The 15,089-nt window shown below is 61.3% G+C and carries 7 protein-coding genes; 5 read left to right on the forward strand and 2 right to left on the reverse strand.

Features of this window, described 5'->3' with window-relative positions; genetic code table 11:
* The first annotated feature begins 434 nt into the window (after positions 1–434).
* Both recC and recB read left to right on the forward strand, forming a co-directional pair.
* Positions 435–3,842 (forward strand): exodeoxyribonuclease V subunit gamma, encoded by a 3,408-nt coding sequence (gene recC, locus C41B8_RS03095; protein ID WP_037333694.1) that lies wholly within the window; start codon positions 435–437, stop codon positions 3,840–3,842.
* Positions 3,839–7,537 (forward strand): exodeoxyribonuclease V subunit beta, encoded by a 3,699-nt coding sequence (gene recB, locus C41B8_RS03100; protein WP_037333696.1) that lies wholly within the window; start codon positions 3,839–3,841, stop codon positions 7,535–7,537. Before recC ends, recB begins: the two co-directional genes overlap by 4 nt.
* 1,190 nt (positions 7,538–8,727) lie before the next feature.
* Here the strand turns inward: recB and C41B8_RS03105 are convergent.
* Together C41B8_RS03105 and C41B8_RS20345 are read right to left on the reverse strand one after the other, a co-directional pair.
* Positions 8,728–9,012, reverse strand: coding sequence for a HigA family addiction module antitoxin (locus tag C41B8_RS03105; protein ID WP_037333699.1), 285 nt, complete (start codon positions 9,010–9,012; stop codon positions 8,728–8,730).
* 116 nt (positions 9,013–9,128) lie between these two features.
* Entirely contained in the window at positions 9,129–9,347 is a 219-nt protein-coding gene (locus C41B8_RS20345; protein ID WP_156962390.1) for a hypothetical protein, read from the reverse strand.
* On the opposite strand from C41B8_RS20345, the gene recD reads away from it, so the two are divergent.
* From recD to C41B8_RS20355, 3 genes are all read left to right on the forward strand, one after another.
* The gene (gene recD / locus C41B8_RS03115) at positions 9,327–11,321 is read left to right on the forward strand and encodes an exodeoxyribonuclease V subunit alpha (RefSeq protein ID WP_232225981.1); all 1,995 of its coding nucleotides are present in this window, start codon (positions 9,327–9,329) and stop codon (positions 11,319–11,321) included. The two genes, C41B8_RS20345 and recD, sit on opposite strands and share 21 nt — an antisense overlap.
* A 192-nt stretch (positions 11,322–11,513) precedes the next feature.
* On the forward strand, positions 11,514–12,665 hold the full coding sequence (locus C41B8_RS20350) for a hypothetical protein (protein WP_156962391.1): 1,152 nt from the start codon (positions 11,514–11,516) through the stop codon (positions 12,663–12,665).
* On the forward strand, positions 12,662–14,854 hold the full coding sequence (locus C41B8_RS20355; RefSeq protein ID WP_156962392.1) for a hypothetical protein: 2,193 nt from the start codon (positions 12,662–12,664) through the stop codon (positions 14,852–14,854). Before C41B8_RS20350 ends, C41B8_RS20355 begins: the two co-directional genes overlap by 4 nt.
* The last annotated feature ends 235 nt before the right edge of the window (positions 14,855–15,089 follow it).

Here is a 15,089-nt window from a genome sequence, read left to right on the forward strand (position 1 = left end):
CCTAGAACGCTTTGCAGGTCACAAGCCGACAGCGCGAAATAGACGCAACCGACGTGTCGGCCCCTTGCCGCAAAAACCATTCCTAGCAAAAGAACACTGCTAAATTCTTTTATCTATTTGATATTATTTATTTATTTTTCAGCCTCCCCAGCAGCGCAGAAGCACCTGCAGTGGATGGTGTTAGATGAGCCGACGCGCAGCTCCGCGTGGCCCGGACCGGCCGCCGCAATGGCGTAAGATTGTCCGACACCGAGCCTGCCGCGTCGCAGGCTGATGCTCGACACCAACCAAACAAGTCTGCGCATGAAGGTCTGTAAACGAGCGAGTGCTCGCCTCGGTAGCCGAATTCGTTCAGGCCACTCTCCAAGGGTCACAATCTGACCCGCCGTCTCGTTAGACTGGCGAACGTTGCAACAGAGGGCGACGCCCGGCGCATGTTTTATCTCTATCACCACAACGATCTATCGCGTCTGGCCGAACTGTTCGGCGCGCTGCGTGGACGGCGCGCCCGCGCCCCGCTGGGGATCGATACCGTGCTGGCGCCCAACGCCGGCATCGGCCGCTGGCTGCGCATCCAGCTCGCCGAGAGCGAAGGCATCGCAGCCAATATCGACGGGCGCCTGCCCGGCGAATTCATCTGGGACATGCTGCACGCCACGATGGATGACGCCGACGCGGGCGATCACTTCGAGCCGGATTGTCTGCCCTGGCATCTTTACGCCGCGCTGCCCGAGATCGCGCGTGAAGTGCCGGCGGTCGCCGATTATCTCGGCACGCCGGTGGACGAGGTCCGGCGCTATCAGCTCGCCCGCCAGCTTGCCGATGTCTTCGACCAATACCTGATCTATCGCGCCGACATGCTGGCTGCCTGGGAAGCCGGCGAGGTGCCGGCCGCCAACCCCGGCCGCTGGCAGGCCCGGGTCTGGCACTGGCTGACGCGCAACCACCGGCTCGGCACCACCCATCGCGCCCGCGTGCTCACGAACTTCATCACGCGGCTTGGCAACGATCGCGGCCTGCAGCAACGCGTGATCGCTTATTGCCCGGACGAGCTCTATTGCTTCGGCCTGGTGGCGCTCGCGCCCGATCATCTACGCCTGCTCTATGCGCTGGCCGAGCATGTCGACGTGCATTTCCTGTTGCCCAACCCTAGCGCGGCCTACTGGGGCGATATCACCGCGGGCCGGCTGCCGCTCGAGCTGCCCGATACCACCACGCCGGACGACGACGCCCTGCTGCCCGGCGAAGCCGCGGTGGAGGCCGGTCATCCGCTGCTGTCCGCGCTCGGCCGCATGGCGCGCGACACCCTGCGCGTGCTGTATTCCGACGAGTTCGCCGGCATGATCGAGCCCGAGCTGGGCGATCTGATGGATTACGACGTGCCGGCCGCCGACACGCTGCTGCATCGCGTGCAGGCCGATATCGTCGAACTGGATTGCAGCGCCTCGCCGCAGGGCATGGATAACGCCGATACGTCGTTCGAGGTCCATGCCTGCCACAGCCCGCTGCGCGAGATTCAGGTGCTACAGGATCAGCTGCTGGATCGGCTGGCCGCAGACGACAAGCGCGTCGCCGCCGGCAAAATCAGCGAAACCGAGCGCCTCGCTCCGCGCGACATCATCGTCATGCTGCCGGATGTAGCCGCCTATGCCCCGGCGATCCAGGCCGTGTTCGGCGGTGCGGCGCCCGATCGCTATCTGCCGTTTGGTCTCGCCGATCGTGCCCGCTCGGCCGCCCACCCGATCGTGACCTGTGTCTCCGCTCTGCTCGACCTGCCGCTGTCGCGCTGGGCCGCCAGCGAGCTGCTGGATCTACTGGCGGTGCCGGCCGTCATGCGGCGCTTCGGGCTGTCGGCCGGCGAACTGGACACGATCACCGACTGGGTGGGAGAAGCCGGCATCCGCTGGGGCCGGGACAAAGACCATCGCGCCGAACTCGGCGCCGGCGCGTTCGAACAAAACAGCTGGCGCTTCGGGCTCGACCGCTTGCTACTCGGCGTAGCCCAGTCGGACGACGAGACACTCACCGACGGCGTTGCGCCCTGGTCCGATCTGGAAGGCGGCATCACCGCCGCGCTCGGCAAGCTCTGGCGCTTCGAGGACACCCTCGCCACCGTCGCCGACGGCCTCGCCCAGCCGGCCACGCCGGGCGAATGGCAGACCCGGCTCAACACGATGGTCGATCTGCTCATCGAACCATCGATGGACGCGCCGGACGAACAACGCGCCGTGGATTCCTTGCGCAACGTCTTCGCCCGGTTCGACACGGCCGAAAACTGCACCCGCGACAAGCCGCTCGCCGCCGACCGGGATTTGTCCTGGCCGGCGGTGCGCGACAGCCTGCGCGCCACGCTGGAAACGGCAGCCGAGCGCCAACCATTCCTGGCTGGCGGCATCACCTTCTGCGGCATGGTGCCGTTGCGCGCCGTGCCGTTCCGCATGGTCTGCGTGCTCGGCATGAACGACTCCGCCTTCCCGCGCCAGGACACTGGCCGGGCCTTCAACGTGATGTTCGACGCCCCGCGCCTGGGCGACCGCAACACCCGCGACGACGACCGGCTGCTGTTCCTGCAGGCACTCACCGCCGCGCGCGATGCCTTCTATATCAGTTATATCGGCCAGGACATGAATACCGGCGAGGAACTGCCCCCCTCGCCGATCGTGGGCGAGACGCTGGAGTTCCTGCGCCGGTATTATTTCGCGGGCGACGACAAGAAAGCCTTCGAGCGCCGGTTGATTCATCACCAGCCGATGCAGCCGTTCTCGCTGCGTTATTTCTCGCCGGAGGAAGACGATTCGCGCGTGTTCACCTATGCCGGCGACTGGCGCGATGCCACGCGCGCGTCCATCGGGGCCCGGCAAGCCCGCGAGCCACTGCTCGACGACAGCACCGCGCCGGTGACCGAAGCCATTGAAGCGGTCGACCTCGACACGCTCAAGCGCTTTTTCGACCACCCGCCGCGGGCGTTCTTTCGCGAGCGCATCAAGCTCAATCTCGAAATCGAGGATCACCAGGTCGACGACGCCGAGCCCATCGCGCTCGACCCGCTCGCTGCCGCCCAGCTGCGCGACCGGCTGTTCGAGACCGCCGACCAGACCGGCGAAGCTGAGATCGACCTCGAACCCACCGCGCTCGAACGCGCCCGCGGCACGCTGCCGCCCCCGCCACTGGCCGCGCCAAACTATGCCGCGCAGGCCGAGGCCGTGAACGAACTGCTGCCGATCTGGCAGGGCTGGAAAGCCGAAGGCACACCCGAGACGCTCGATATCCAGCTCGATCTGGATATCGATGAACTCGGCGTAATCCGCGTCACCGGCCGCGTTGCCCAGTGCTGGCCGAAGGCCATGCGTCGGCTACGCACCGGCAAGCTCAAGACGCGTTTTCGCCTGCGTTACTGGATCGAGTATCTGGCGACGGTGGCCGCCGGCCACGAACTCGATCTACACATGGCCGGTTTCGCGCCCGACAAGAAGACCGCCGAGCGGATTGAATATGCCGGCCGGATCGATTGCGACACCGCCCACGCCGAGCTGGCCCATCTCGTGCGGCTGTATATCCAGGGCCAGACCCGGCCGATCGCTTATCACCCCGATCTGGACGACAGCTACAACCCGCACCAGAACAAAGCGTTCGACAACCTCGGCTTTCGCTTCAAGCCGGCGGCGTACCACCCGCACCACCTGCTGCGCGATCCCTACTTCGCCATGCTGCTCGGCCCGCCCGACGCGCCGCTCGGCGAAACCGAGGACGACAGCCCGTTCATTGCGGCCATCGATGCTGTCAGCGGCCCCATGAACCAGACGATTCGCCCCGCGGAGAGCGATGCCGAGGCGCCGGCATGAACGACTCAGCCCACGTCAGCCAGCCGTTCGATGCCGCGACGCTGCCGCTATCCGGCCTGCGCCTGATCGAGGCGAGTGCCGGCACCGGCAAGACGTTTTCGCTCGCCGGGCTGTACCTGCGCCTGATCGTCGAAGAACGCGCCTCGGTGCGCGACGTGCTGGTGATGACGTTCACCCGGGCCGCCACCCAGGAATTGCGCGAGCGAATCCGTGCCCGGCTGGCCGATGCCGCGCGCATCGCCCATGCGCCGGAACTGGCCGATCCGAACAACGCCGAGCATGCTTTTACGCAGCAAATCATCGCCGGCTGCGATGAACCCGCCGAAGCGCTGGCCCGTCGGCTCGCCGATGCCGCCGCGCGGGTGGACGAAGCCACCATCGTCACCATCCACGGCTTCGCCCAGCGCGCGGCGACCGAGAATGCCTTCGAATCCGCGCTGGCGTTCGATCGCGGCGACGCGGTGGACGACCCGAGCCTGTATCGCGAGGCCGCCGCCGACTACTGGCGCGAGCATGTGTTTGGTGCCGAGGCAGCCGCCGGCGATGTACTCGCCCTCTGGCCCTCGCCCGACGCGCTCTACCAGACCATCGCACCGGTGCTCGCTCGCCCGCATGCACGGCTGGCCGGCATCGATCACAGCCGCTTGGCCACACTGCAAACCAAATTGGGCGAAACCTGGCCCGGCACGGCCGAGCCGCTGGCCACCGCGCTGGGCGAAGCATTCGAAGCCGATGCGCTGCTCAAGAGCGGCGATCTGTACAAGACGCTGGCGGCCCAGGCCGACATCCCGGCGATGCTCGCCGATCTCGATACGCGCATCACCGCCGCCATCGAGGCCGACACGCCGCCGGCGCTGCCGGAATGGCTGCTCGCGCTGGCCGATCCGGCCAGCCAGTTCAAGAAGGCCGCCAAGCACCAGGCCTACGCCGAACCACTGGCGGCGATCGAAGACGCGCTCGCGGTGCTGATCGAACTCCAGCCACTGGCCCGGCTGGTCGCCATCGATGCCGCCGCGCGCGCCGTGGCCGAGCGTGCCGCCGCGCGCAAGATCGAGCGCCGGCAATACAGCTACGACGATCTCATCGTCGCCCTGCACGCCGCTCTTACCCACGAGCGCACGGGAAATGCCCTGGCCGATGCCCTGCACGCCCGCTGGCCCTACGCCCTGGTCGACGAATTTCAGGATACCGACCCGCTGCAGTACGCCAGCCTGTCGCGTATCTATCTTGAACCGCCGCGCGAACACGGCGCGTTGCTGCTCATCGGCGACCCGAAGCAGGCCATCTACGGCTTCCGCGGTGGCGATATCTATGCCTATCTCGCCGCGGCCCATGCCGCCCGCGAGGCCCGCTATACGCTGACCACCAACTTCCGCTCCACGCAGCACGTCCTCGACGCCATCGAGGCGCTCTACGGCATGCCGGGCGCCGATCCGTTCATCGTCTCCGAAATCGATTTTCCGCATGTGGACGCCGGCCGCAGCAGCGGCGATCGCCGCCTCGTCATGGCCGACGGCCACGAACGACACGCCCTCACCTTCTGGCAGCTCCACGGCAACGAGAGCGAGCTGAAGAACGGCAAGACCAAGAACCCGTCCAAGGCCGACGACAACGGCCGGCTGATCGACGAAACCATCGCCGCCATCGGCCGGCTGCTGGACGGCCACTCGGCGCATTGGCAGATGGCGGACGACACCACACGCCCCGTGGCGGCCCGCGATATCGCCGTGCTCGTGAACAATCATCACGAGGCCACCACGCTACAGGCGGCGCTCGCCGCTCGGGGCATTCGCGCGGTCTGCCAGCATCGCGATTCGGTGTTTGCCAGCGAAGAAGCGGCCGACCTGCGGCTCATCCTCCGCGCTATGGCCCAGCCGGACGATGCCACCGCCGTGCGTGCGGCCCAGCCGACCGCGCTGCTCGGCCAGCGCCTGGCCGATCTCATCGCCCTGGCCGACGACGACCACGCCATGCAGCTCGCCATCGAGCGTTTCCATGCGCTGTACGATGCCTGGCGCAAGCGCGGCGTGCTCTCGGCGCTGGAAGACCTGTTCGTGGCCGCCGCGCCCGGTCTGCTTGCGCTCACCGACGGCGAGCGGCGCATGAGCAACTATCTCCAGCTCGGCGAATTGCTCGCGAATGCGGAAGCCGAATGCTTCGGCATGGCAAGCGTCGTGCGCTGGCTGGACGACCGCATCGCCGCCGCCGAAGATGGCGCGCTCGGCGCCGAGGACGAAAGCCAGCTCCGTCTGGAATCCGATGCCGATCTCGTGCGCATCAGCACCGTGCACGCATCGAAGGGCCTGCAATACCCGATCGTGTTCCTGCCGTTCGCCCAATGGCTCGGCACCGCCGGCGCGCCGGGCAAGCCGCCGCTGATCTTTCACGCCCAAGGCGAAAACGACACCGACAGCCAGGCCATGATCGACCTCGTCGGCGACGACCCCGCGAACGTCACCCAGGCCGTGGTCGAAGCCCGTTCGGAGGCGCTGCGCCTGCTCTATGTGGCGCTGACCCGCGCCGAACAGGCGCTCATCGTCGGCTGGCGCGAACCGGATGACTACGGTGTGAGCGGCGCGCTCGGCGATCTGCTTTATCGCAACGGGGTCGCCGGCGGCGGCGCGCTCGATCGCCTGCGACAGGCCGCGCCGGACGCGATCGCCATTGAGCCCATCGACGTCGCCCAGTTGCCGCCCGCCGTCGAAGCCGCCGAACCGATGGACGCCGAACGGCTCATCGCCGCCCGCGCCGATCTACCGGCCGGCCGCCCGCGCTGGTCTACTTACAGCTTCTCGCGGCTGGCCCACGCACCGGCCGATTCGGCCCCGGCCGAACTGCCCGAGCCCGGCGCAGAAGACGAACTCGCCAGCCAACCCGCCGATACGCTGGAAGCCGAGGCCGAAGGCGAACTGCCGAAACTGGACGATCGCCTGTCCGGCGTGCGCTTCGGCTCTGCCGTGCACGATCTGCTGGAAGCCCAGCTCAAGAACCCGAAACACGGCCCCTGGCCGGCCCCCGGCGAAGCGCTTGCGCACGCCCAGCGCCGGCAGGTCTACGACATCCTGCGCAAATACGGCCTCATCGCCGAGGACGAAACCGACCCGCGCATCGACGACACCGCCGATCTCGTCGCCCGCACCCTGCATACCCCGCTGCCCGGCATCGGCCCCCTGGCCGGGCTGGATCACGGCCAGTTGCTCACGGAAATGGAATTCATGCTGCGCCTCGGCGGCCATCGCCTCGGCGCGCTCGTCGAAACCCTGCGCGACGCCGGCTACCTGCCCGCCGCCCTCGGCGGCCACCCGGCGCAAACCCTCTACGGGCTCATGCAGGGGTTCATTGATCTGGTGGTGGAAGTCGACGGCGCCTACGTCATCCTCGACTACAAGACCAACCGCCTCGGCGACACGCCCGCCGCCTATCGCGACGACGCACTCGCCCGCGCCATCGGCCGGGCGCATTACGACCTGCAGTACCTGATCTACACCGTCGCCCTGCATCGGCACCTGCGGCGCTGCCTCGGCGAGGCCTACGACCCCGCCGTGCATTTGGGCGGCGTGCAGTATCTGTTCGTGCGGGCCATGGATGGCAAAAGCGATATCGGCGTATTTGCCGATCGCCCCCCGATCGAGCTCGTCGAAGCACTCGATGCGTTGTTCGACGGGCAATCCGCGGACCGGAAAATCTCGGCATGACCACCCAACCCCACGTAGGTCGGCTTAGGCCGCAGGCCGTAAGCCGACATGGCCATGGCCCGAGGCACTCACCGTCGCGGCTCAAACCGCGAGTCTTTCGGCACTCACCAGTTCATCGAACCCTCTGTTTCGCCCTGATGGGCGACTCACTTTCGTTTGCTTGTCCAAACGAAAGTAAGCAAAGAAAAAGACACCCGGCACAGCGCCGGCTTCGCCGGTCCACTCCGATGCGCAGCATCGACGGGCTGCACGCAGAACTCGGATCGCTTTGGCGATCCTCAAACAGGCTGCGCACACCGGCACCGTGCGCCGGACACCCGTCGCTACTACGCCTCTCCGTCGCCGTACAACGGGGCCGAATACAGACGGTACGTGCCGGCCTCCGGCATCGCGCCGGGCCGCTGCGGACACTACACGTAGGTCGGCTTAGGCCGCAGGCCGTAAGCCGACATGGCCACGCGCACCACCACACGACGGCCCTAACCTACGTCGGATTACGCTTCGCTAATCTGGCCAACGCGGCTGGCGAGTCGAGCAGTCAACTTAGCGGTATCGACGTTCCGGCTACGATGCTGATTTCAAAGCTGGGGTTTCGCGCTGATGCGCGAGTGGCTTTTCTTGCTTGCCCAAGAAAAGTCACCAAAAGAAGGGCACCCGACACGGCGCCGGCTACGCCGGTGCACTGCGATGCTCGCGGCGACGGGATGCGGCAAAAACTCGGACGGCTTTGGCCGTCCTCAAACACCTTGCCGCACCGGCGCAATGCGCCGGACACCCGCCGCCGCTGCGCGTCTCCGTCGCCGTGTAACGGGATGGAATACAGGCACTCCCTCCCCTGGCATAACGGGCCCGCGCTGTATTCGGGTCCCCTTGGGCGCAGCGCCGAGCAGTGGAGGCCGCAAGAGGAAAAAGACAGCCGTGTGTCTGAGGGCCGCGCAGCGGCGCGAGTTTCGCGGCTGTCCCTCTTGCGGCCGGAGCCGCGCAGGGCATCGATGCGAAGCATCGACGCAAGACAGGGTGTCCTTTCCTTTGGTCACTTTCGTTTGGACAAGCAAACGAAAGTGACTCGCGCATCAGCGCGAAACCCCAACTCAAACACAACTCACAGCCAATTAAAGCCGCAGGACATTAAAACCAACCCGACCCAAACAGGCCGGAGGTCTGCCAATGTCTACCCGCTCCGCAGCGCGCTAAGCCGCCACAATCGGCTCAACATGCCGCGTCGACCGATGCGCCGACAAATCGTACGTCGTCTGCAAATTGATCCAGAACTCCGGCGACGTATTGAACGCCTCGGACAGCAACCAGGCCGTATCCGCCGAAATGCCCCGCTTGCCACGAATAATCTCGTTAACCCGCTGAACCGAAATGCCCAGATGAGTCGCCAGCGCCTTCTGGCTCAAGCCAAGCGGCTCCAGAAACTCGGCGGAAAGAACCATCCCGGGATGCGTCGATATACGAGTTGCCGGAATCATGCGGATCAACCGGTATCGAACTCGCCGCTATTTCGCGCGGCGGACGGCATCCAATGCCAGATACGTAAGAAAACCGCCCGCAGCCACAAGAACCACAGTCATCAAGATTTCCATAATCAAAGCTCCGAAATCTCTGCGATCTTGCTCTCGATTTTGAAGTGTAGTGCCCAGCAAGCGAATGCAATGGACATCAGCGCGACGATACCGCCAATTAAAAGATACCACGGCGCTGCGTTGAGGCTGGTCAGTAGCCAGCCGATCAGGCTGATCCCCGTGACAACCATAATCCCGAGCCAAAGTCGGAGATACGAGAGTTGTTCGTTGAGCGCGTTCAAGATTCGCCGTCCCCACAGGCCCCGACATGGTTTACGAGCCTATCATCGCCGCGAGGCGGCGAGCATGTGCAGCCCAGTGAGGTCGATCAACGAGTGCAATACAGGTCGGCGCCCATGAAAGACCTTTTCGACGACATCCCGGAAATAGAACACGACGACACGCCGCACACGGATGTCGAGCAATCCGAGTTGTACCCCGCAGAAGATGCCTCGCTTGCGGATCTAGATCTCGCCCTGGCCCACTGGGCCCGCCGCCACGGCGCCGACCGCCTCGTCGCCCGCGCCTTTGCCCTGGCGAGCTGGGCCGTCGCCCAGGGCCATACCTGCCTGGCGCTGGATGCGATCCCCACCGGCCTGATGAGCGCCGCCAATCAGGCCGAACTACCCACCGCCCTGGCGGCGAGCGATCTCGTGGGTGAACCGGGTGAGGTCAAACCGCTGATCCTGGAAAACGACCGCCTCTACCTGCAGCGCTACCACGCCTACGAAACCAAGCTCGCCGAACGCCTGCGCGAGCTGATGGCGGCCGAACCGAATCCGGTCAACGTCGATACGCTCAAACCCGGCAACGGCCTGTTCGTGCCGGATAAAGCCAACCCGAACGCCACCAATTGGCAGGCCGTCGCCGCCTTCGCGGCCCTGCGCCATCATTTCACCGTTATCTCCGGCGGCCCCGGCACGGGCAAGACCTACACCATCGTGCGGCTGCTGCGCGTGCTGATCGAAGCCGCAATCGAGAAAGGCGACACGCCGCCGCTAATCGCCCTGGCCGCCCCTACCGGCAAGGCCGCCGCCCGCATGCTCGAATCGGTCCGCAACGGCCTCGACGACATGGACGCGGATACCAACTTCGACCACGTCGCCGTCGGCGAGCACATCCCGCAGACCGCCCGCACCCTGCACCGCCTGCTCGGCCTGACCGGTGTGACCACCCGACCGCGCTTCAACGCCGGCAACCCGCTGCCCTACGACGTGGTGATCGTCGACGAAGCCTCGATGGTGGACCTGCCGATGATGGCCAAGCTGGCGGACACGATACGCAACGATGCCCGCCTCATCCTGCTTGGCGACCGTTACCAGCTCGCCTCCGTCGAATCCGGCTCCGTGCTGGCCGAAATCTGTGCGAATGCCGGCGTGAACCGCTTCACCGACGACCAGCAAGCCGCCGCCGGCGACCTGCTCGCCGAACCCCGCGAACCGGCAACCCATGCCTTGGCGGATCACGTCGTCACCCTGCAGACCAGCCGCCGCTTCAACGCCGACAGCACCATCGGCCGGCTGGCCGCGGCCGTGAACGCCGGCGATGTGGAAGCCGCCGAAGCCCTGCTGAATGCCGGTCACGACGATCTCGCCTATACCCCCCGCTCGGACGCCGCCACCCTCAGCCAACTCATGGACCGGCTGGCCGACGACTACGCCGGCCTCATCGAAACGACCGACCCGACGCTCGCCCTGACCCAGCTCGGCCGGCAATGCGTACTCACCGCCGTACGCCAAGGACCGGCCGGCAGCGAAACCATCAATGCGGGCATCACTGAACGCCTGGCCCGCCGCTTCGACCTCAATGCGGCCGATGCCTGGTACCACGGCCGCCCGGTGATGGTTAGACAAAATGACTACCGCACCGGGCTCTATAACGGCGATGTCGGTGTTGCGCTATACAACGATTTTGGGCAAATTCGGGTCTGGTTCATGGGGGACCACGGCCTGCGGGCTTTCTTGCCGAGCGCACTACCCGCGCACGATTCCGTGTATGCGATGACCATTCACAAGAGTCAGGGGTCGGAGTTTGATTCCGTGACCTTGGTTTTGCCGGATTATGATGTGCCGGTTTTGACGAGGGAGTTGTTTTATACGGGGCTCACTCGGGCTAGGCGCCGATTGGTCGTGTTTGCTGACAAGCAACCTTCGCGGCGGGCGGTCGGATGGCAGGCTGTGAGGGTCTCCGGTTTGGCGGGACGAATAGCTAGCTAGAGTTAAATCATGGCTAAAAACAGCATTCGCAGGGCTAAAATCGGCCTGTTGGAAGCCATCCGGTCCATCCGCGTGGCCAACCATCTGACATCGTAGTTACGAAACCGACGGTGTCCGGTCAGCTCGACGCAAAAACCGCCCCCGCCCACTTACGTAGGGCACGACCCAATTATGCGATTACTTGTAGGTGCCATGAATACAATCCGCATACCTAAGCGTTTCACCAATAATGTGTGTGAATCATTATTAGAACAGTTGGGTAACACGTCGGAGCAAATAATCGACGTACAGCTACCCCAAAGCCTTGCTTTTGGAGGATCACTTTCGTCTGAGGCAAGGCTGATACAATTTTTGATCTCTGTGCGTCGCAAGTCTAAATTCTTACAGTTTTCTACTTATAAATCTCCACGCTCTATGGATGAGCAACTCGACGACTTAAGCGGACATGCTTATGGACTTGTAGCATTTTATTTAGCGGATAATTTCCGCTTTGATGCAGGCGAATTAGCAGACCGACGATACTTATTACAGCATGTCTCACCATATTTAAAAGCTGCAGATAGCGGAGATTTTGCTCGGACAGGAAAAGGTATCGCCGCGAATCTTTTAATGCTACAGGGCGCGCGATCTGAATATTTACGCCCCCTATATAAAGGCAACTCGCCCAAGCTTCGCGACGCATCAAGTATCGAGCTCGCAATTAAAAATATTCTATTATTTTTAGCTCAAAATAAGACTGAGAAACATTTACTCGAATTCTTGACTTCCGATCTTAGTCTATCCCTACGTGAACTAGTCGAGAATATCGATGATCACGCAAGCCAGTCTCTTGATAAATCACGCATAAATAGAAACGCTAGAGGCGCACTTTTTAGATACCATCGTATTAACGCTCACAAGCTTTCATACGAAACAGAGCTCGATGGCCCAATGGCATCTTTCGCTGGTGGAACTGCCTCACGAAGCTTACTTAAGGGCAAGCGTGACACGCCTCTTTTAGAGATGTCGATATTTGATAGCGGTTTCGGCATACCTTGCCGCTGGTTCGGGAGGGCATCCGACGAAATACCGTTTGCAGATCAAGTCAAGTACACGAAGCGGTCATTTCTTGAAGGCGAAACAACTAAAAAATCCGGCGATGCCGCCGGCTATGGCCTCTTTCGATTACAGCAGGTGGCAAAACGCCTCCATGGCTTAATCGAGATTCGAACTTGTAAAGTAAATATTTGGCGAACATTCAGGCCTGAGGATGACTTAGAAGGCCAACTTTCGTGGATGGGAGAGCATAGCGAAATGAATGATATTTCCGGCACTCGTGTTTCGCTAATTGCCCCTGTGATATGACAAGCAAATATTTCGAGTTTACAAGCTGGATAATCGACGGTGGCGATAAGAAACAAATTCGCGTCCTCGTTACCCACCCTTGGATAACCCCGTTTATTGACCTAGCTCAAAACATTGACAATATACTAAAATGTCGCCGGCCTGATATTATTCTCCTAATAATCCCATTAGACCAGAAGCAAAAATATGAGGCGCAGTTCAATGCTGGTGGTCTGTTCTCTGCGTGTCTTGAGCGAGCTCGAAACGGTAGGCCTGTTTCCATCGTTATCGGATGCTATAGCGGAGGTAAGTCGTTTTTAAATGGCCATGAGACCGTTCATGGCACCCCGTCAACGATCCTCGGCGATGATAGTCAGCTACAAGCGATTTGGGCTGACGGGGCCACTAAACTTTTGCGCGCACGTCAGGTAATCGCAGAAGCACCACCTGGTTCTATATTCAAGAAGCCTTCGGGCCGCTTCTCCGAAATTTTTATTCGAGCACAAAACTTACTTGTAAACGAGTCGGAAATTGCTTTTCTAGTATGGCGTCTTCTTCCGCTAATAGCCGACATGGATTCGGTCGTAGACGTAATTTATATCGATACGATGGCGATATATCCGCTCGCCCTCTCGCTCGCTTTAACGCTGGTCACAGAGGCGGATTATTTACATCCTAGGATAGAGACGTTTAGTTCCTATCTAGGATTTGACAAGTTTGACCCGGCACCGTCCGAGCGGGCTTTATATCTTATTTCTGCTTCGACTTCTGGATCGTTGGCTAAAAAGTTAACGCGGGAGCGCAATATCGAGGCCTCGAGGATCATCACTTTGCTGGATATGGTCCGCGACCGTGAAACTACGACCGTGTTAATCACACCGGAAGGTGTAGTCGCGCGAACCGACATCCCGCATAACGACCCTGTAGCGATTAGCTCGTCGACCATCTCGATCGAGGGCGAGTTCTTTTCTACGAGTCCGGCGCCCGCGAGGCGGGTAAGAATAACAAGAAGACACTCGGCCGCTACTGCAACGATGTTCTGGAATCGCAAACACAAATCGTCACCAGTAAAAATTAGGCCGCACAATGCTCAGGAGGAATTATCGACACTCGCATACTTCGATCGTACTTACTTTTCGAATAGCGATGATGAGTTCCAAGAGTGGTGGCAGTCTCTTTTAAGGGCGAAGCTACCCGCCGCCACCGGCAGTATTGTATGCGTAAATGATGACGAAACAGAATTAGAGTTCGCAAAAAATATCCAAAAGTTTATAAGCGAAGAAATCGGCTTGCCTAATATCCCTATCGAGTCTCTTAATCCAAATACTCGACTACAAGGTAAAAACGTACTAGTAGTGTCGGGAGGGCAAACAGACTTATCGGCTATCGTAAATGCTAGCCGAGTCTTAAGGCACTGCGCACCTGAAGCACACCGATTCTTCCTGTTGGGACCAATTATCGCGCACTCAGCGGCAACTATTAACCGAGTGCTCGCAGATTTAGAGCAGTCTCCAAGAGGCAAATACTATAACCAATACTGCTTCCACAAGCTTGCCGTGGGACTGGACAGTAATCACGCTAGCTGGGAAAGCGAACGGTCTCTAATATTTCAGATTGAGGCCGACAGCACACTATCAGAGGCTTCACGCAGTTACCTTGAGCACCGGAAACAACAGTTGGATCATGAATTCATAGAGAATCCATTTTTATGTTCGCCTCAGGGCGAACCTCTCTCCCTTAGCCCGGGTTTCGCATTCTGGCGGAAACCTTACGGTACCTCTGTTGACCAGAACGCAGTCCTCTTAACGGTTGCCGAATTGCTTCAACATGCTAGAGAAAGCCCAGATCTTGAAAGCGCGCTCGCACTTCGCTCATTTGCCCACGAGCCGGCGCTTATAGACCCGACGATGTTTGATCGTTATAGCGACGGAATGATCCAAGCGGCCATTCTCCGATCGGCCAAGCCCGAAGAATTGAGATACGATTTATCTGAAGAAATGTCTAGCGAGATGGCTGCATTTTTGTGTTTAAGCCTAAAGCACTGCGACTCACACCAAGGCGAGGCTATTCTGGAATTTTTGTTCGCTATTGCAACCAATCGGCTAACGCTTCGACAGAAGCATTTCGACGCTCTCAAGGAGGCGGCCAGCTACGCTCCAATTTATTCTGACCTGTTTGGCGCATTGCTTAGTAATCCTCGTGGTAATTAAGGCGCTTGGATTCAGACGGGGATTTGGGGCAGATTGCCCGGAATCTAGCAGGAAGAGGGATTTGGAAGGGATTTAGGGTCAGATACCCTCTTGAATTTCAAGCCACGCCATCGGTATTTCCGCGTTGAACGGCTGGCCTGATTTCACGACGCCATAGATCAGGTGCGAAAGCCCGGGGTCTATCTTCGGATTCTGCAGGCAGCCGAGGGTGTAGAAATCGGCTAGACTCGATCCC

This window comes from Salinisphaera hydrothermalis C41B8 (assembly GCF_000732535.1).
Lineage (GTDB): Bacteria > Pseudomonadota > Gammaproteobacteria > Nevskiales > Salinisphaeraceae > Salinisphaera > Salinisphaera hydrothermalis.

What these genes read in the sequence shown, in the direction of transcription:
- C41B8_RS03105 (WP_037333699.1), bottom strand. Translation starts at nt 9,012, where the DNA reads ATGATTCCGGCAACTCGTATATCGACGCATCCCGGGATGGTTCTTTCC.
- C41B8_RS20350 (WP_156962391.1), top strand. Translation starts at nt 11,514, where the DNA reads ATGAATACAATCCGCATACCTAAGCGTTTCACCAATAATGTGTGTGAA.
- recB (WP_037333696.1), top strand. Translation starts at nt 3,839, where the DNA reads ATGAACGACTCAGCCCACGTCAGCCAGCCGTTCGATGCCGCGACGCTG.
- C41B8_RS20355 (WP_156962392.1), top strand. Translation starts at nt 12,662, where the DNA reads ATGACAAGCAAATATTTCGAGTTTACAAGCTGGATAATCGACGGTGGC.
- recC (WP_037333694.1), top strand. Translation starts at nt 435, where the DNA reads ATGTTTTATCTCTATCACCACAACGATCTATCGCGTCTGGCCGAACTG.